This is a genomic window from Pseudomonas sp. YQ_5 (assembly GCF_043103305.1).
Lineage (GTDB): Bacteria > Pseudomonadota > Gammaproteobacteria > Pseudomonadales > Pseudomonadaceae > Aquipseudomonas > Aquipseudomonas putida_Y.
The window spans coordinates 225,024-242,720 of sequence record NZ_JBICJS010000055.1; the positions used below are offsets into that span (position 1 = coordinate 225,024).

Sequence of the window (17,697 nt, forward strand, 5' to 3'; positions counted from 1 at the left end):
GTTCAGCGCAGCTTGCCCATGTAGCTTTCCAGCGGGTCCTTGCCCAGCACGCCCTGGGCATTGGCCAGTGCATCGATGAACAGGGAGAACAGTTCGGACTGGGTGCCGATGTCGAGCTTGGCGTAGACGTTCTTGCGGTGCGACTTGATGGTGTCTTCCGACACGCCCAGCCGCTCGGCCAGCGACCTTGTCGAGTGGCCACGCAGGATCAGCTGGGCGATACGGCATTCACGCTCGGTCAACAGCGAGCTGCCGAAGTTGTTCAGGGCGGCATGGATACGTTGCTCGAGGATGTTCTCGAAGCGGCCTGCGCGGCTGTCCAGCCCGGCAAAGTGCTTGCCGAGTACCGCCAGCACCCAAGGCGTGATCAGCCCGAACCGCGTGCGGCTTTGCCCATCCAGCTTGTCGGTGAAGGCCAGCGACACCGCGAGGCTTTGCCCGGGCGCCACCTGCAGGATGTAGTTGAGTTCATCCTCCAGGTGCGAGTGGCGATAGAACGATTGGTAGTATTCGCTGACCTCGAAGTGATCGGGTGCCACTTCGAACAGGCCGTAGCAGCCGGATTCGACCTGTTCCACGCAAGCACCGTAGAACGGGTCGAGCAGGTAGAAGCCCGACAGGTAGCGGCTGACATTGCCCTCGGGCTGCCAAGGCGCCTTGTCATCCTGCTCGAACAGCGCACAGGGCATGCCGTCGTGCGGGTACAGGTACACCGTGGTCGCCTGGATCGGCCGGATCACACCCAGTGCCGCAAACAGGCTGGCGGCAAAGCCCGGCCGGCCGATCGCCTCGGTGACCTTGGCCTGGTGCTCGAACCATTGTTCTGAAAGCAGTTGATTAGTCACTGTGGGCCTGCCGTTTCTTTTCAGTGGCACCGCCGCCAGTGCGGTGCGTCGTTGAGCAGATACTCCCACGCCGCTGCTGGCACCGGAATCACCCTTTGGGGTGAGCCGGGCAAGGGCAGTGGCCGCTCACCCCAAAGGGTGATTCCGGGTACCTGCAGGGTGTGGGAGCATCGACCTGCCCCAGCGCTGCGAGCTTTCCGCTCGACCTCCTTGCACAACACCCAACGGTTGCGAGCCCGCTCGCCTGCCGCGGTGTCCTGCATCCCTTTTCAGGAGTTAGCAATGCATACAACAACAAGTACAGCCCATAGCCCCGCCCCGCATGCACCCTCGCAACCCGGCACCAGCACAGGCCGCTTCCGCAAGTCCATGAGCATGACCGCCCTGGTGCTATTTGGCTTGGCCTACATGGTGCCCCTGGCCGTATTCACCACCTACGGGCTGGTCACCCAGATGACCAAAGGGCACCTGCCCACCGCCTACCTGCTCACGCTCGCCGCCATGCTGCTGACCGCTTACAGTTACGGCCGCATGGTCCAGGCCCATCCCTACTCCGGCTCGGTCTACACCTACACGCGCAAGGCCTTCGGCAGCCATATCGGCTTCATCACCGGTTGGACACTGCTGCTCGACTACATCTTCCTGCCGCTGCTCAGCTACCTGCTGATCGGCATCTACATGTCGGAATACTTCCCGACCATCCATGCCTGGGTGTGGGTGGCGGGCTCCATTGCCCTGGTCACCTTCCTCAACCTGATCGGCATCGAGTCGATCACCCGGGTCAACTGGATACTGGTAGTGGTGCAACTGGTGTTCATCATCGTCTTCGTCGCCTTGTCCATTCTCAAGCTCAGCGGACAGGCGGAGCCGGTGTCGCTGCTGGCCCCCTTCCACCACGAAGGCTTCAGCGTGCCGTTGATCATGACCGGCGCCGCCGTACTGTGCCTGTCGTTCCTCGGTTTCGATGCGGTGTCGACCATGGCTGAGGAAACCAGCAACCCGACCTACCGCATTCCCGTGGCGATTCTTGCGGTGTCGTTGATCGGCGGGCTGCTGTTTCTGGTGGTGTCTTACTGCGCACAGATGGTGTTCCCCGACTGGGGCAGCTTCGCCGACCCGGATTCGGCCTCGGTGGACGTGATGCGCCGGGTGGGCGGCGAGCTGCTGGTAACCGCCTTCACCGCTACCTACGTGGCCGGCTGCTTTGCCTCGGCCATGGTGTCCCAAGCCAGCGTGTCGCGCGTACTGTTCGCCATGGGCCGTGACGGCGCATTGCCGCGGGCATTCGGCCAGCTGGTGACGAAAAAGCGCGTGCCGGCCACTGCCATCCTGGTGGTCAGCCTGCTGTCGCTGATCGCCCTGGTGATCACCCTGGATACCGTGGCCAACATGATCAGCTTTGGTGCACTGTTCGCCTTCTCGGCGGTGAACCTGGCGGTGGTCAAGCACTACCTGGTCGACCAGAAACTGCGCGGTTGCCGCAACGGCCTGCTGTACGGCGTAATTCCCGGGCTGGGCTTTATCAGCACGCTGTGGCTATGGAGCAGCCTGACCAGCCTGTCGTTCACCATCGGTCTGTGCTGGATGGGCATGGGCCTGTTGGTGCTACTGGGGCTGACCCGCGCGTTGCGCGTGAAGCTGCCAGAGCTGCAGATGGCCGAGTGACACCTGAAGACTTGCGCGCCTTTGCCTCGCGGGAACCGGTGCTGGAACGCAAGGCCGGGCGCCGAGGCGGTACGCGCATTCATGGGTTTAACCTGTGCCGGCCGCTTCGCGGTCTTACCTGCTGAGAGGCCGGCACTGGTGCTCCGGGCTGTATACAATCAGTAAAAAGCTTGCTTACAATACCTAGCGCCTATGACATCGGTAATCGCCGATGCGTATTGCGCAGGCTTGCACCATGTCATCTACAAACCCTGTAAAAACGCTACTCGTCAAAAACGCCGCGCTGCTGGTCACCATGGACGGCGAGCGCCGCGAGATCAAGAACGGCGGCCTGTTCATCGAAGACAACCTGATCAGGCAAGTCGGCCCCAGCGATACCCTCCCGCAGCACGCCGACGTGGTTCTGGACATGACCGGCAAAGTGGTCATCCCAGGGCTGGTCAACACCCACCACCACATGTACCAGAGCCTCACCCGCGTGGTACCGGCAGCTCAGGACGGCGAGCTGTTCAACTGGTTGACCAACCTATACCCGATCTGGGCGCGCCTGACCCCCGAGATGATTGCGGTGTCGACCCAGACCGCCATGGCCGAGCTGATTCTCTCCGGCTGCACCACCTCCAGCGACCACCTGTATATCTACCCCAACGGTTGCAAGCTCGACGACAGCATCCACGCGGCTGCCGAGATCGGCATGCGCTTCCACGCCGCGCGCGGCAGCATGAGCGTGGGCCAGAGCCAAGGCGGCCTGCCACCTGACTCGGTGGTGGAAAAGGAAGCCGACATCCTCAAGGAGTCGCAACGCCTGATCGAGGACTACCACGATGCCAGCCACGGCTCGATGCGCCGCATCGTGGTCGCGCCATGCTCGCCGTTCTCGGTCAGCCGCGACCTGATGCGCGAAGCTGCCGTGCTGGCGCGCCAGTATGGGGTGTCGCTGCACACCCACCTGGCCGAGAACGTCAACGACATCGCCTACAGCCGCGAGAAGTTCGGCATGACCCCTGCCGAGTACGCCGAAGACCTTGGCTGGGTCGGCCACGATGTATGGCATGCCCACTGCGTGCAGCTCGACCAGCACGGCATCGAGCTGTTCGCCCGCACCGGCACCGGCGTGGCCCACTGCCCATGCTCGAACATGCGACTGGCCTCGGGCATCGCCCCGGTGCGCAAGATGCGCGACCATGGCGTACCGGTGGGCCTTGGGGTCGACGGCTCGGCCTCCAACGACGGCGCCAGCATGATCGGTGAAGTGCGCCAGGCACTGCTGCTGCAACGGGTGGGCTTCGGCCCTGACGCGATGACTGCACGCGAAGCACTGGAGATTGCCACCCTGGGTGGCGCGAAAGTGCTCAACCGCAATGATATCGGCGCCCTGGCCCCTGGCATGGTCGCCGATTTCGTCGCCTTCGACCTGGGCCATGTGGCGTATGCCGGCGGCCACCACGACCCATTGGCAGCACTGGTGTTCTGCACCCCGACCCAGGTGCATACCAGCGTGATCAACGGCCGCATCGTGGTGAAAGACGGCCAGCTGACCACTGTCGACCTGCCGCGCGTACTGGAGCGCCACAACCAGCTGGCACATCAGTTGGTCAGTGGCACTTGATGCCAGGCATCAGCTCGGCATCGCCGGGTTGAATGAAGGTAGTGCGCAGCCCTTTTGGGCTGCGCTGTCACGCAGCGAGATGTCCACTCAAAGGTCCATGACCATCTCATGCCAGGCCATGCCGCCGTGTTCCGACGGTGACGGTTTCACATACTGGTAGCCCAGCTTCTGGTACAGGGCCACATGCTGCTCCTTGCACATCAGGTGAATGGCCTGCTTGCCCGCCGCGTGCATGCGTCCAATGAATTCGTTCATCAACACTTTGGCGTAGCCTTTGCCCTGGTGGGCCGGGTCTACAACCACCGACATGATCACCACGTTCGCTGCCGCCGGGTCATGGCCGACCAGCTCTTTGAATGCCTCGTCGGACATCACGACCTCGTGGGCGCAACCACTGTTGATGAAACCAACGATCTCGCCGTCACTTTCCAGCACCAGGAAGCCTTGTGGGTACTGCGTGATACGCGTGCGGATTTTCTCCAGCGTGGCTGCCTCATCCCCTTCATAGGCGCCAATTTCGATGGCGTAGCAACGCTCGGCATCTGCGGGAACGGGGGTGCGAAACTGGAGGGCGCTCATGGCAAGTATCCTTGGCAATGGTAAAGGCAGCCGCCATGATAAATGAGCATCGTCCTTGCGCTCCATCATTGCGAACTCGCTCAGGTCGGGCGTGTGATGCTTGCTGCTTGCCAAGGACGGCAAGCATCATGGAAGCCTTGCTCTATTGCCACGGATACGCCGATGACCGCTGTAACTTCCCCCACCACCGAACCAAGCCGCTGCAAACGCCTGAAAGCGGCCAGCAGCAGGGATCATGACAGCGTTGATCAACTGGTGATGGCAGCGCGGCCTTTCGAGAACCGCGTGCGCTATGGACGCTTCCTGCAGGTGCAGCACCGCTTTCATGGCAGCCTGCTGGCGTTGTATCAGGATGAACAACTCAACCAGCAACTGCCTGGGCTGGCGGCGCTGTCGCGTTTCGCGGCGGTAGAGGCCGACCTGCTCGACCTGGGCCTGCCACTGCCAACGTCCACCCAACCGGTCTGCGTCAGCTCGGCCCAGGCCCTGGGATGGCTGTATTGCAGTGAAGGTTCGAACCTGGGGGCGGCGTTTTTGTTCAGGCACACACAACGTCTTGGGCTGGATGGCGACAAGGGCGCCCGCCACCTGGCCCCCCACCCGGATGGCCGAGCGCTGCATTGGCGCGAGTTTGTTGCCAGGCTGGACAGCCTGGTGCTGGAGGAACAGGAAGAAGCAGAGGTGGTGGCAGGGGCAATTGCTGCATTCGACAGTTATCGGGGGCATCTGCGTGAGGTATTTGCAGGCAGTTGACTGAGCGCAATGGCACCTGTTGCGGGTACTGCCCAGCACCAACCACCCCGGCAAAGTTCTTCAAGTTGTTGCTGCAGCGAACTTTTTCTTGATTCCCTGTCTATGTGTGAGGCGCAGAAAGGTAGCGGAACGCGAGACAAGGTTCGCCCCACACCTGCTGGCCAGATGGCTCAATTGTTATCAGAGGTTGGCTACGCTCATGAAAATACATGTCGCAAGGTTGGTGCTGCTCGGCCTGTTCTCGTTCGCGGCGGTGGGCACGGCATCGGCAACACAAATGAAAGCCACCGAGGCAGTTGCACCGGCCGTTCAATCACCGTTGCAACCAGCCGGCAACCCTTGGTCCAGGGTGGCCAGTGCAGCCGTTGAACAGCCGGCCACGCTGCTGGCGCATGAGGACGATCGCTGGCATGGCCACCGAAGCGACTGGCGCCGCGAACAGTGGCGCCGTGAACAAGCCCGGCGGGACTGGGAGCGGCGGCGCGACTGGGAACGGCGCCGAGATTGGGAGCGCCGCCATGAGCGCGCCATGCGCCAGCGTCATCATGACGAGCATCGCTACTACCGCCGTTGAAGCCTAGGCGAGCGTGCAGGCGCGGTGTCAGTCGGCCAGCTGGTGAGCATCGCCCGCCGCCTCTGCCTCCATCTTCAAGCGGTCAGCCTTGCAGATGTACTTGGGCTTGCGCGGCGCCAGTTTGGCACTGGCCTTCTTGGCATGCGCCTGCAACAGTTGTTTGATCTTCTTACGACGGTTCATGGTCCACGGGGCCTGTCAGTACGGTTTCGCTGCCGCCATCATACCTCGGCAGCCTGGGGAAAACGCGGGCAAAGGCCAAGTTCATGCCTGCTCCGGCCGCAGCAAGACACATGATTCGCCGCGTTGACGTTATTTTCACAGTCCGCAGATTAGCGTCACGCCCTTTCCGGCCACGAGCACAACCGCTGGCCGCCAAGGTACGACGAGGCATACGTGTCACACACTACATCCCCCGCCGCGCACAAGCGCGTGGACTGGGCCGGCTTGGGCTGGCTCTTGCTGTTCTTCTGGTATTTCTCCGGCGTAACCCAGGCGCTACTGCTGTTCAGCGGGACTACCGGCTTCGCCGGTTTTCGCGATGCGCTATTCCTCAGCAGCCTGTGGCTGGCACCCGTCCTGTTGCTGCCGCGCTTCACCCGCGCCACCGCGGCAATCATCGGCCTGGTGCTGTGGGCTGCATCGCTGGTGGGCCTGAGCTACTTCGGCATTTATCGCCAGGAGTTTTCACAAAGCGTCATCTTTGTGATGTTCGAGTCCAACACCGCCGAGGCCGGTGAGTACTTCAGCCAATACTTCAACGTGTGGCTGGGCCTGGCACTGGTGCTATACACGCTGGTTGCGGTACTGCTTTGGCGGCGCGTGCGCCCGGTCAGCCTGCCGCTGCGCAGCCGCCTGCCGGTGGTCGTGCTATTGCTGGTGGCCAACCTGGTGTGGCCGTTCTACAAGCAGATGGTCACCCAGGAACGCAACTTCGCCGATGCGCTCGAAAAAGTGCAGCAGCGCATGGAACCGGCCGTACCTTGGCAGTTGCTGGTCGGCTACCGCCAGTATCGCCAACAGCTGGACAACATGCAGAAGCTGCTGGCCCAGAATGCCGCACTGCCACCGCTGCAAAACCTGCGTGACAGCAGTGGCAAGGCGCCACGCACCCTGGTACTGGTGCTGGGCGAGTCGACTACCCGCGAGCACATGCACCTGTATGGCTATAACCGCGACACCACGCCCAACCTCGACGCGCTGGCCGCCAGTGACAAGGGCCTGACCGTGTTCCGCGACGTGGTATCGCCGCGCCCGTACACCATCGAAGTGATGCAGCAGATCCTCACGTTCGGCGACGAGCAGAACCCGGACCGCTTCCTCAGCGCCCCGTCGCTGATCAACTTGATGAAACAGGCAGGCTACAAGACCTTCTGGATCACCAACCAGCAGACCATGACCAAGCGCAACACCATGCTTACCACCTTCTCGCAGCAGACGGACGCGCCGGTGTACCTGAACAACCAGCGCAACCAGAATGCCAGCCAGTACGATGACGTGGTGCTGGCACCGTTCGAGAAAGCCCTGCAAGACCCTGCGCCCAACAAATTCATCATCGTGCACCTGCTGGGCACGCACATGGACTACCGCTACCGCTACCCGGACGACTACGCGCACTTCAACGACAAGCAGGGTGTGCCAGGCGCGCTGACGGCAGATCAGGTAGAAACCTATAACTTCTATGACAACGCGGTGCGCTACAACGACTATGTGGTGTCGACCCTGATCAAGCGTTATTCGGCAGGCAACCCCAATGGGTTCCTGATGTACCTGTCCGATCATGGTGAAGACGTGTACAGCTCCGGTGACCACGACCGCCTGGGGCGAAACGAAGGCGCACCAACCCGGCCGATGTATACCATCCCGTTCCTGCTGTGGACTTCGCCTAGCTGGCAGGCCGACCACCCACGTGACTTGCAGGCAATGGCCAACCGCCCGTACAGCAGCTCACACCTGATTCACACCCTGTCTGACCTGGCTGGGTTGAGCTATGACCTCTATGAACCGGCCAAGAGCCTGGTCAGCCCACAGTTCTTGGTAGCGCCACGCTGGATCGGCGACCCATACCGCAAGGATGGCTTGCGCGAGTTCGATCAGCTACCGCGGGACAAGGCCGACGGGGTGCAGGAAACAGCCAGCACCCGGCAGTAATGAGGCCACGGGTCATGCAGGGCAGCTTCCCTGCCGGGCACTCCCCCGCACCGCCTCGGCCAACTTGCGCAGGTTGGCCTGGTGCGCAATCACCAGGCTGGTGATGCTGTTGTCCGCGGCAGTCTGCACCGACGTACGGCAGGTCAACTCGGCCTGCCCTTCCTGCTTGAGGCGCCACACGGCCTCCAGCGAGGCGTAGCGCCCTGGTACCGTGTCGAAGCGCTGCACATCCACCCGCAGCGACGCCTTGCCACCGCCCGCCGGGCCGCCCAACTGGTCCTGCAGGGCGCTGCGGAATTCATCCACCAGGTTGGCGCCCCACCATTCCGTCTCCAGGATGGCCAGGCCGCTCTGCCCTTGCCGCACCACCAACTGTGGGCGGTCGACCTGGGGCGGCACAGCCACCCTGACTACCTGTATGCGCTGGCCGCTGCCACGCACCGGTTCGCTCGGTACCAGCGTGTGGTAGTTGTTCGGCGTACTGCTGCAGCCCCCGAGCCACACCAGCAGGCTGGCCACACATACATTGCGCAGTCGTTGCATCGGCTGTCTCCTCAGGGTTCAAGGTCTGCGGCCCCGGCCGCTTTCGGCCGGCCACGAATCAGCGACTCGGGGTGGCGGCCCAGGTAATCGGCAAGGTCACGTAGCGAACGCGACATCCGCTCCAGCTCGTCCAGTGCTTCGCCCATTCGCTGGCGCTGTGGCGAGTCTTCGGAAATGGCCGAGTTGGCCGTACGCAGGGTCTTGTGCACCTCGTCCAGCGCCACGTTCACGTCCGGTAGTGTCTGGCCATTGAACTGCCTGAGGCTGGCGCGCAGCTCACGCAGACTGCCGTCCAGGTTACCGGCGATGCTTTCCAGCGGCAGCTTGGCAATGCGCTCCACTACCCGCTGCAACTGTTCCTGCAATTGCTCAAGGCTGCCGGGCAGCGTCGGGATCGTGATGGGGTTGGCAGCCATGTCGAAGGTCACCTTGGGTGCATCCGGGTAGAAGTCCAGCGAAATGAACATCTGTCCGGTGATCAGGTTGCCGCTACGCGCCTGGGCCCGCAGCCCATGTTCGACAAAAGTGCCAATCAGTTGCCGCGCACCTTCCATATCACCCTCGGTGTGCTTGAACACCGCCAGCATCTTGCGGTGCACCGGCCCTAACCGCTGCGGATAGATCACCGCATCGACCACTACCGGAAAGGTCTGCCGCGCAGCATCGTAGTCAAGCTGGATCGAGGTGACCCGGCCAAACTCCACACCCTTGAATTCCACAGGTGCGCCCACCGACAGGCCGCGCATGGCCTGGTCGAAGCGCAACTGCAGGTACTGCGCCTGGCCATGGGGCGGTGCCAGCGCCATGTCGCGGTCAGCGAATAGCTGAAAGCGGGCCTGGTCGGCAGCAGGCTCAGCTTGCGCGGCGAAATCGGGCGAGCCGAAGGCCAGCCCGCCCACCAGAATCGACGACAGCGATTCGGTATCGACCTTCAGGCCATTGGCACCAATCTGCATGTCGATGCCACTGGCATTCCAGAAGCGCGTGTCAGCAGTGACGAACGTGTCGTAGGGCGCCTGCACGAATACGCCAATCTCTACCCCCTTGCCATCGTCCTGGAGCGCAAAGGACACCACTTCGCCCACCGGGATCTTGCGGTAGTAGATCGAAGAGCCGATATCCAGCGAGCCCAGGTCGCTGGCGACAAGAACAAAACGCTTGCCCTTTTCGTCATAGGTGATCGGCGGTGGCAGCTCCAGGCCGACAAAGGACTTTTCCGGCACTTTCGAGTCGCCGGAATCGGCCCCAATGAAACTGCCCGAAAGCAACGTGTCCACCCCGGAAACCCCGCCCACGCCGATGCGCGGTCGCACCACCCAGAAGCGCGCCCCTTGGGTAGCAAACGAACGGGCATCGTTGGAAAGCTGAACCTTGGCCACCACACTCTTCTTGTCGTCGGCCAAGTCCACCGTGGTCACTTCGCCAATCACCACGCTGCGGTATTTTACCTGGGTCTTGTGCGCCACCAATCCCTCCCCGCTGTGGAAAGAAATGGTAATCACCGGCCCTTGCTGCATCCAGTTGCGCACCACCAGCGAAGCGCCGATGAGGATCGCCAGGATCGGCACGATCCATACCAGCGACACACTCCAACGTCGGGTGCGCACTTCAACCTGCCCAGGGCCCTCGCGTTTGTCAGTCTGTTGCCCCATCAATGCGGCCTCCCCTCGTTGGCATGGCTATCCCAGATCAGGCGTGGATCAAAGCTCATCGCAGAGAACATGGTCAGCACTACCACCATGCCAAAGAACAGAATGCCCACACGCGGTTCGATGGTGCCCAGCCCGCGCAGTTGCACCAGCGCAGCCACCAGCGCCACTACCATCACATCGAGCATGGACCAGTAGCCGATCAGCTCGACGAAGCGGTACAACTGCGAACGCTGCCGGCAGGCCCAGGAAGAACCACGCTGGGCAGTGAACAGCAGCAGGCCAAGGGAGAAGAACTTGATGGCGGGCACCCCCACGCTGGCAATGAAAATGATCAGCGCGATGTCCCAGGCCCCGGCTTCCCAGAACTCCAGCACGCCACCGCCAATGGTGCTTTCTGTACCACTGCCGAGCATTTCGGTGTGCATCACCGGCAGCAGGTTGGCGGGGATGTAGAAAACCAGGGCTGCCAGCAGAAACGCCCAGCCACGGCTGATGGCATTGGCCTTGCGCCGGTGAATGACGGCGCCGCAACGGTCGCAGGTGTGCGCGCCACTGCGCGTGTCGCAGGCCTGGCCACAGCCATGGCACAGACACAAGCCAAGGTCGTGCGCATTGGCTGGAGTAGTCATACCTGTTCCCACAAGTCGCGGATGTCCTTGCCGGCAATGTGGATGATCAACATGCTAAGCGCAGCCAGGGCCAGCAGGCCGATACCGGGGATCACATCGAGCAGCCCCGCCAGCTTGATCACCGCCACCATCGCCCCCAGCAGACACACCTCCAGCATGCTCCAGGGCCGCAGGCTTTCCAGGCCACGCATGCACAAGGCGAAACCGGGGGCACGCTGGCCGGCAAGGGCAAAACTCAACACCCAGCACAACAAGGCAATTTGCAGCAGCGGCGCAAAAATGATCGATAGCGCCATGACCAGGGCGATGAAGGTGATACTGCCGTGACTGAGGATCTGCACGGCGTCCCACAACGTGGCCGAGTGGGTCAGCCCCTGCATGCCGATGGTCATGACCGGGTAATAGTTGGCGAATACCAGCAGGACGCCGCCCGTCACACTCAATGCCAGCCGCTGCTCAATGGTCAGTGACCTGTGCCGGTACAGCACGCCGCCACAGCGCTGGCAAAGGGCACGTTGATGTTTGAGCAGCGGTGCCCGGTGGTACACCGTGTCGCAATACTCGCAGATGATCAGATCTTGCGTCTGGCTCATGGTTTGCCCACAGGTAGCCTTGGATCAGGCCAAGAGGCTAATCGGAACGGCGTCTGATATCCGGTGTAGCCCATCTGGGCAAAACTTCCATCACCGCGTCAAAGGCGAACTATCCTGTGAGGCGGGCTCAGTTCACGAACTTCGCCAGCTCTTCCCGACAAAATTCCACGAACAACTGCGCCGGTTTGGTCAGTTGGACTCGCTTCAACCGCGCCGCAGCCAGCCCCGACAGCGCCACCGGCTCGGCAATGTCGAGCATCGCCAGGCGCTGGCCGTCATAGGTGTATTCCGAGTGCGGGCGGGTTACCAGCAACGAAAAACCGAAACCCTGACCCACCATGCCACGCACCATCTCGATCGACGGCGAACTGAAGACGATGTTCGGTGCCAGACCCATCTCGTTGAACAGGCTGACGAAGTAGGTGCGGCTAGGGGCCACGTCCAACAGGATCATCGGTTCCGGGCACAGGTCGCGCAGCGAGACCTGGGCCTGGCCGGCAAAGCGGTGGTTCTCTGGTAGCAGCACATAGGGCTTCTGCGGCGGCATCAGCGGTTCGGCCTCGATGGTGCCGTCCAGGTCGTGGTCATAGAGAAACGCCAGGTCGAAGGTACCGGCGGTCAGGCCCTGGATCAGGTCCTGCTGTTCACCGTCGCGCAGGCGAATGTCCACACCCGGGTAACGCTGGCGAAAACCGGCGATCAGGCGAGGCAGGTACAGCGGTGCCACGGTTTCGAAACAGCCAATGTCGATTTGCCCGGCGACGGTATCGTTGTCGGCCAGGGCGTTCTGTTCGAACTCGTGGGCCATCTGCAGCAGCGACTTGGTCTTGGCGTAGAAGCGTTTGCCGCTGGGCGTCAATGACACGCCCTGGGCGTGGTGGCGGATGAACAGCTGCACACCGAAACTTTCCTCCAGACTCTTGATAGCCGTGGAGATGGACGGCTGGGCGATATACAGCTGGCGTGACGCTTCGGCCACACTGCCCGCTTCCACGGTGGTGACGAAGTACTTCAGTTGTCGCAAGGTATAAGCAGCCACAGGGTACCTCTCTGACGCTTGTCTGGGCAGACTGGGATCGTGCCTCACACTTTACCCTTGGCTATCGCTGAGCGGGCGCTGAGCGCTGAAGGATTTACCTATACCTTGAACAGTTTTTTTGTATGGGCCGGGTTGCCCCGGCCCGGTGCATCACTCAAACCCGGGGTTCGCCCGAATGCAGTCGTCACCAATCTGCTTGTACCCCGACTCACAGGGCATGCCGGAAACTGGAGCCGCACCGCGCTTACGCCGGGACAGCGTTGCAGGCGGCTCAGTGGTATCTGCCTGATTCTCATCATGGGCGTCTGGCAGGTCTTTCATCGGTTCTTCTTGCATGCATTTCACTCCTTGGTGGGTTGCTAAGGCCAGGCCAACGATAGGTCGCGCCTGCGCTGTCGCGCAGCTGGAAACAGGTCCCAGAGGCACGGCAGCCACTGGTCAAAAACGCCCGAGCGTCTTTACTGATAGTCATCGGCCCAGGTAAGCGGTGTGCGCTAATGAAGATCGTGGTCACCAGCATCCTCGTCGACGACCAGGCCAAGGCCCTGGCTTTCTACCACTACGTACTCGGTTTCGAGCCCAGACACGACATCCCCATGGGCCGGCACCGCTGGCTGACTCTGACTTCGCCCAACGACCCCAATGGCGTCGAACTGCTGCTGGAACCCGACGCGCACCCGGCGGCCAAGGTGTACAAGGCCGCGCTCAAGCAGGATGGCATCCCCGCCACCTCGTTCGGCGTGCGTGACATCCAGGCCGAATACATGCGGCTATGTGCAGCAGGTGTGAAGTTCATCCGGCCACCTACCCCAATGGGGCCGGTTACCGTGGCGGTGTTCGATGACACGTGCGGCAACCTGATCCAGATTGCCCAGAAGCACTAGTCGGTTACCCTTACCCCAATGCGCACCCACAAGGAAAAAAGATGCGCCACGAATTCAGCGAAGTGCTCAACGACCTGGTCGACTACTTTCTGCTCGGCGATATCCAGTTGCTTGAGCGCTTCAAGCAAGACCATCAACTGCCCGACGACCTGGCCCATGCGTTCACCCACGGTGACAGCGGCGACCAGGCTGTGCGCGAAGGTGTCGTGCTGCCGCTGGCCGGTGTCGACAACCTGCCCTACCGCATCCTGTTCACCCTCGATAACCACACACCGGCCCTGCGCGAGGCCGGCAGCCGTCTGAAGCACCGGCGCAATGGCTATGTACTGCGGGTCGAGCACGGTGCGCTGATGCTGTACACCTGGCGCATCCTGCAGCACTTCACGCCCAAGACCCTGGGTGACCTGATGGCGCGTTACCAGGTGACAGGGCGGCCGATCATCGAACTGGACAATGGCTGGTACGACGTGGAGGTGCTGGCGGGGGCACTGGTGCGCGACGGGTTGTACGAGCCGGCGTTCGAGTTCGTGTTGAAGAAGCGCTGGAGCCGGGGTGAGGCGACAGCTGTGGATACCGGGTATGCATTCGGGCTACGTGGCTACTTCGACTGATTGATCGCCTGTGCTTGCCCGCGAAGGGGCCAGCACAGGCAAACTCGACCTTCAGGTGTGATTGATATCCCGATCCTTGGTCTCAGGCAGGAAGAAGATCCCCAGCACCGCCGTCATCAGGGCAATCACGACCGGGTACCACAAGCCGTAATAGATATCTCCGGTCGCTGCCACCATCGCAAACGCCACGGTCGGCAGGAAGCCGCCGAACCAGCCATTACCGATGTGGTAAGGCAGCGACATCGAGGTGTAGCGGATACGCGCCGGGAACAGCTCCACCAGCCAGGCGGCAATCGGGCCGTAGACCATGGTCACGTAGATCACCAGAATGGTCAGCAGCAACAGCACCATCGGGTAGTGGATCTTTGCCGGGTCGGCCTTTTCTGGGTAGCCCGCCTCTTTCAACGCACCATTCAAGGCTGCGGTAAACGCTTCGCTCTGCACCTTGAAGTCCGCCGCTGCCAGGCTGCTGCCGTCAAAACTCGGCAGTACTCGCTCACCTATGCGGATCTGCGCCACGCTGCCGGGTTCAGCCGCTTCGTTGGTATAGGGAATGGCGCGCTTGGCCAGCAGGCTCTTGGCAATGTCGCAGGAGGTGGTGAATTTGGCCTTGCCCACCGGGTCGAACTGAAATGCGCACTGATCTGGGTCGGCCACCACCACTACCGGGTTCTGCTCCTGGGCAACGAACACATCCGGGTTGCCGTACTCGGTCAGGGCCTTGAAGATCGGGAAGTAGGTCAGCGCGGCGATGATGCAGCCGGCCATGATGATCTTCTTGCGGCCAATCCGGTCGGACAGGCTACCGAAAATGATGAAGAACGGCGTGCCGATCAACAGCGAGCCGGCAATCAGCAGGTTGGCGGTCTGCGGATCGATCTTGAGCATCTGCAACAGGAAGAACAACGCGTAGAACTGACCCGTGTACCACACCACGGCCTGGCCGGCGGTACCACCGAGCAGCGACATGATCACCACCTTGAGGTTGTCCCAGCGGGCAAACGACTCAGTCAGCGGGGCCTTGGATGCTTTGCCTTCGGCCTTCATCTTCATGAACACCGGCGACTCGTTGAGCTGCATGCGGATGTACACCGAAATCGCCAGCAACAGGATCGACAGCAGGAACGGCACCCTCCAGCCCCAGGCTTCGAACACTTCCGTCCCCATGGCCGTGCGGCATGCCATGATCACCAGCAAAGACAGAAACAGCCCCAACGTGGCAGTGGTCTGGATCCAGGCGGTGAAAAAGCCGCGTCGGCCCTTGGGTGCATGTTCAGCCACATACGTGGCCGCGCCGCCGTATTCGCCACCCAAGGCCAGGCCTTGCAGCAAACGCAAGGTAATCAGGATGATCGGCGCAGCCACGCCGATCGCACTGTAGCTTGGTAGCAGGCCCACCAGTGCCGTAGACAGGCCCATGATGACTATGGTGATGAGGAAGGTGTGCTTGCGCCCGATCATGTCGCCCAGGCGGCCGAACACGATGGCTCCGAACGGCCGTACGGCGAAGCCGGCAGCAAAGGCCAGCAAGGCAAAGATGAATGAGGTGGTTTCATTGACGCCTGCAAAGAAATGCCTGGCGATGATCGCGGCGAGTGAGCCATACAGGTAGAAGTCGTACCACTCGAATACCGTACCCAGGGACGAGGCGAAGATGACCTTGCGCTCCTCCTTGGTGATGCCGCGTTGGGGCGCGCTGCTGCCCGTGGATGCGCTGTCGAGAACCGCCATGGGTTGCCTCCGTCATGTTGTCATGCAGGCCGGAGCACCCCACAACCACTTCACCGTCGCACCCAGGCCCTTGAGCTTGCTTTGTTTGCGCGAAGCACGACGAGGCGGGCCGCCTCGGATCGCAGCAAGGTAAATATAATCGGGATTGCCTGGATATCCACCCGCCAGGCCCTGCACACGAAGGCGGCCTGGACGACACGGCAGGACCGGGTGTTGCGCGATATCTGGTTGGCGATTCTGGCGAGGGCGGTTTCACCCGCCAAGCACTACCGGCCCCTTCAACTCGACCTGATTACCATCCGGGTCATAGCAGTAAAGCGAAAGCCCCTCGCCTTCGGCACCATAACGCTTCTCTGCAGGCTCCACCTTTACCCCGGCGGCTTCCAGATAGGCAGTCAATGCGGCCTCGTCGAACGGCTCGATGCGCAGGCAGAAATGGTGCAGGTTGCGCCCCTCCACCCCCGGCGCCGCCCCACCTGGCTGCCCCAGCGGCCCGTCCAGGGTCACCAGGTCGATCATCGCCGCGCCCGTGGCCAAATGCACCATGCCCAGGTCTTCGCGCACGCGGCTGACCGTGCAGCCGAGCAGCTCGGTGTAAAAGGCAACACTGCGCGGCAGGTCGCGGACCCGCAACACAAGGTGGTCGATTTGCTTGATGGTGAACGGTCGCATGCCAGGCTCCTTGTGGCGTGTTTGCAAAAGCGTGCGCCACCATAGCGCAGGTTCACGCGGCGTGACCAGAATCAGCTATTCGTTCACCAAGCGTTGCAGTACACCCCCTTCATGGCGCGTCAGGATACGCAGCAGTTGGTCGACCAGCGCCCGGTCTGGCGCATCCAGGTGGAAGTGGTGCCCGCCTGGGTGCCAGGAGACTTTCGCGTGACTGGGCAAGGCGGCCTGACGCCGGGTGAAGGCCTCGCCGGTGAACGCCCCCTGGCGGCCGAACAACAGGTACAACGGGCAGCGGATCTGGCTGAGCAGGTCGCACGCTTCGCGCTCGGTCAGTGGCATGGGCTCGGGCAATACCAGGCGCGGGTCGTGGCGCCAGCAATAGCCATCGCCCAGTTGAAGCAGGTCGCGCAGCGCCAGCAGCCGAGCGGCATCTTCCGACAGTTCGGTGTCCAGACGCTCGCGGCGTTGTGCCAAAGCGGTGTCCAGGTCGTCGAAGCGACCGACATCGGGCTCGGCAAAACCCGGCAACTGGCTGCGCTGTACCATGCGCTTGAGCCGGTAGGCCCGCGCCAGGTGCTGCACCCGGTCATCCTCGGCCACCGTGAACGGTGCACCCATGCCGTCGAGGAAGGTCATGCTGGCAATGCCACTGGTCATGGCCGCCAGCAGCGACGCTATACCGGTGCCCATACCATGGGCCAGCACATGAAATTGCGCCAGGCCCAGGCTGTCGGTCACCGCCAACATGTCTTCGGCATGCTCCCACAGGTAATAACCACTGTCGTGGCGACGATGGCCAGAACGGCCATGGCCGATCAGGTCGGGGGCTACCACGAAGCAGCCGTCCAGCATCGGTGCCAGGCGCTCGAACGAGGCAGCGTTATCCAGCCAGCCATGCAAGGCCAATATGGGAATACCGTCTTCTTGCCCCCAGGTACGGACCGCTATTTCAATACCATCGAGGTCTAGCAGGTGGTCTTTCGGACTGCACAGCGAACGCATTGCAATTCTCCTTGGCTGAGGCCTGCACCATGACCTGTCCCACCCTCTCGCAGATCCTCCCTCGCTGCCAGCCCCTCACCGACCCGCACATGCGCAGGACCGACCGCTGCCAAACAACTATCTACCGCACACCGACGCCTTGATCAGCGTGGACTATCTCCCCCC

At 62.1% G+C, this 17,697-nt stretch carries 19 protein-coding genes; 7 read left to right on the plus strand and 12 right to left on the minus strand.

Annotation, left to right across the window (positions count from 1 at the left end):
• Window positions 1–2: 2 nt before the first annotated feature.
• Window positions 3–845: a helix-turn-helix transcriptional regulator gene (locus tag ACF8EA_RS13565; protein ID WP_190869149.1), complete on the minus strand. Its 843-nt coding sequence runs from the start codon at window positions 843–845 to the stop codon at window positions 3–5.
• Between the two features lie 282 nt (window positions 846–1,127).
• Between ACF8EA_RS13565 and ACF8EA_RS13570 the strand changes: the two genes are divergently transcribed.
• Together ACF8EA_RS13570 and ACF8EA_RS13575 are read left to right on the plus strand one after the other, a co-directional pair.
• The gene (locus ACF8EA_RS13570; RefSeq protein ID WP_021783118.1) at window positions 1,128–2,510 is read left to right on the plus strand and encodes an APC family permease; all 1,383 of its coding nucleotides are present in this window, start codon (window positions 1,128–1,130) and stop codon (window positions 2,508–2,510) included.
• 235 nt (window positions 2,511–2,745) lie between these two features.
• Complete coding sequence (locus ACF8EA_RS13575) at window positions 2,746–4,119, plus strand: 8-oxoguanine deaminase (protein WP_392522313.1); 1,374 nt, start codon at window positions 2,746–2,748, stop codon at window positions 4,117–4,119.
• Window positions 4,120–4,206: 87 nt separating this feature from the next.
• Here the strand turns inward: ACF8EA_RS13575 and ACF8EA_RS13580 are convergent, their stop codons facing one another.
• Window positions 4,207–4,698, minus strand: a complete 492-nt coding sequence (locus tag ACF8EA_RS13580) for a GNAT family N-acetyltransferase (RefSeq protein ID WP_021783120.1) — start codon at window positions 4,696–4,698, stop codon at window positions 4,207–4,209.
• A 162-nt stretch (window positions 4,699–4,860) separates the two neighbouring features.
• Between ACF8EA_RS13580 and ACF8EA_RS13585 the strand changes: the two genes are divergently transcribed.
• Together ACF8EA_RS13585 and ACF8EA_RS13590 are read left to right on the plus strand one after the other, a co-directional pair.
• A complete protein-coding gene (locus ACF8EA_RS13585; RefSeq protein ID WP_338443604.1) occupies window positions 4,861–5,451 on the plus strand; it encodes a biliverdin-producing heme oxygenase in 591 nt (196 codons plus the stop codon).
• 199 nt (window positions 5,452–5,650) lie between these two features.
• On the plus strand, window positions 5,651–6,025 hold the full coding sequence (locus tag ACF8EA_RS13590) for a hypothetical protein (RefSeq protein WP_103444582.1): 375 nt from the start codon (window positions 5,651–5,653) through the stop codon (window positions 6,023–6,025).
• Window positions 6,026–6,052: 27 nt separating this feature from the next.
• Here ACF8EA_RS13590 and ACF8EA_RS13595 read toward each other — a convergent pair whose 3' ends face one another.
• Window positions 6,053–6,208: a DUF2986 domain-containing protein gene (locus ACF8EA_RS13595; protein ID WP_252459935.1), complete on the minus strand. Its 156-nt coding sequence runs from the start codon at window positions 6,206–6,208 to the stop codon at window positions 6,053–6,055.
• Window positions 6,209–6,421: 213 nt separating this feature from the next.
• On the opposite strand from ACF8EA_RS13595, the gene ACF8EA_RS13600 reads away from it, so the two are divergent.
• Window positions 6,422–8,176 carry a phosphoethanolamine transferase CptA gene (locus ACF8EA_RS13600; protein WP_392522314.1) on the plus strand — a complete coding sequence of 585 codons (1,755 nt, stop codon included), beginning with the start codon at window positions 6,422–6,424 and terminating at the stop codon, window positions 8,174–8,176.
• A 12-nt stretch (window positions 8,177–8,188) separates the two neighbouring features.
• Here ACF8EA_RS13600 and ACF8EA_RS13605 read toward each other — a convergent pair whose 3' ends face one another.
• From ACF8EA_RS13605 to ACF8EA_RS13630, 6 genes are all read right to left on the minus strand, one after another.
• The gene (locus tag ACF8EA_RS13605; protein ID WP_135192803.1) at window positions 8,189–8,719 is read right to left on the minus strand and encodes a membrane integrity-associated transporter subunit PqiC; all 531 of its coding nucleotides are present in this window, start codon (window positions 8,717–8,719) and stop codon (window positions 8,189–8,191) included.
• Window positions 8,720–8,730: 11 nt separating this feature from the next.
• Window positions 8,731–10,371 carry an intermembrane transport protein PqiB gene (locus ACF8EA_RS13610; RefSeq protein ID WP_392522317.1) on the minus strand — a complete coding sequence of 547 codons (1,641 nt, stop codon included), beginning with the start codon at window positions 10,369–10,371 and terminating at the stop codon, window positions 8,731–8,733.
• A complete protein-coding gene (locus tag ACF8EA_RS13615; protein ID WP_103469086.1) occupies window positions 10,371–11,000 on the minus strand; it encodes a paraquat-inducible protein A in 630 nt (209 codons plus the stop codon). Before ACF8EA_RS13615 ends, ACF8EA_RS13610 begins: the two co-directional genes overlap by 1 nt.
• The gene (locus ACF8EA_RS13620; RefSeq protein WP_014860839.1) at window positions 10,997–11,593 is read right to left on the minus strand and encodes a paraquat-inducible protein A; all 597 of its coding nucleotides are present in this window, start codon (window positions 11,591–11,593) and stop codon (window positions 10,997–10,999) included. Before ACF8EA_RS13620 ends, ACF8EA_RS13615 begins: the two co-directional genes overlap by 4 nt.
• 127 nt (window positions 11,594–11,720) lie before the next feature.
• Window positions 11,721–12,632 carry a LysR family transcriptional regulator gene (locus tag ACF8EA_RS13625; RefSeq protein WP_392522318.1) on the minus strand — a complete coding sequence of 304 codons (912 nt, stop codon included), beginning with the start codon at window positions 12,630–12,632 and terminating at the stop codon, window positions 11,721–11,723.
• 150 nt (window positions 12,633–12,782) lie between these two features.
• Window positions 12,783–12,968, minus strand: a complete 186-nt coding sequence (locus ACF8EA_RS13630; RefSeq protein WP_103469087.1) for a hypothetical protein — start codon at window positions 12,966–12,968, stop codon at window positions 12,783–12,785.
• A 161-nt stretch (window positions 12,969–13,129) separates the two neighbouring features.
• On the opposite strand from ACF8EA_RS13630, the gene ACF8EA_RS13635 reads away from it, so the two are divergent.
• Window positions 13,130–13,516 carry a VOC family protein gene (locus ACF8EA_RS13635; RefSeq protein WP_021783131.1) on the plus strand — a complete coding sequence of 129 codons (387 nt, stop codon included), beginning with the start codon at window positions 13,130–13,132 and terminating at the stop codon, window positions 13,514–13,516.
• Window positions 13,517–13,557: 41 nt separating this feature from the next.
• Window positions 13,558–14,127 (plus strand): hypothetical protein, encoded by a 570-nt coding sequence (locus tag ACF8EA_RS13640; RefSeq protein WP_021783132.1) that lies wholly within the window; start codon window positions 13,558–13,560, stop codon window positions 14,125–14,127.
• 51 nt (window positions 14,128–14,178) lie between these two features.
• Here ACF8EA_RS13640 and ACF8EA_RS13645 read toward each other — a convergent pair whose 3' ends face one another.
• From ACF8EA_RS13645 to ACF8EA_RS13655, 3 genes are all read right to left on the minus strand, one after another.
• Entirely contained in the window at window positions 14,179–15,858 is a 1,680-nt protein-coding gene (locus ACF8EA_RS13645; protein ID WP_392522319.1) for an MFS transporter, read from the minus strand.
• Between the two features lie 252 nt (window positions 15,859–16,110).
• Window positions 16,111–16,530, minus strand: coding sequence for a VOC family protein (locus tag ACF8EA_RS13650; protein ID WP_392522320.1), 420 nt, complete (start codon window positions 16,528–16,530; stop codon window positions 16,111–16,113).
• Between the two features lie 75 nt (window positions 16,531–16,605).
• Entirely contained in the window at window positions 16,606–17,532 is a 927-nt protein-coding gene (locus ACF8EA_RS13655; protein ID WP_021783135.1) for an alpha/beta fold hydrolase, read from the minus strand.
• Window positions 17,533–17,697: the final 165 nt, after the last annotated feature.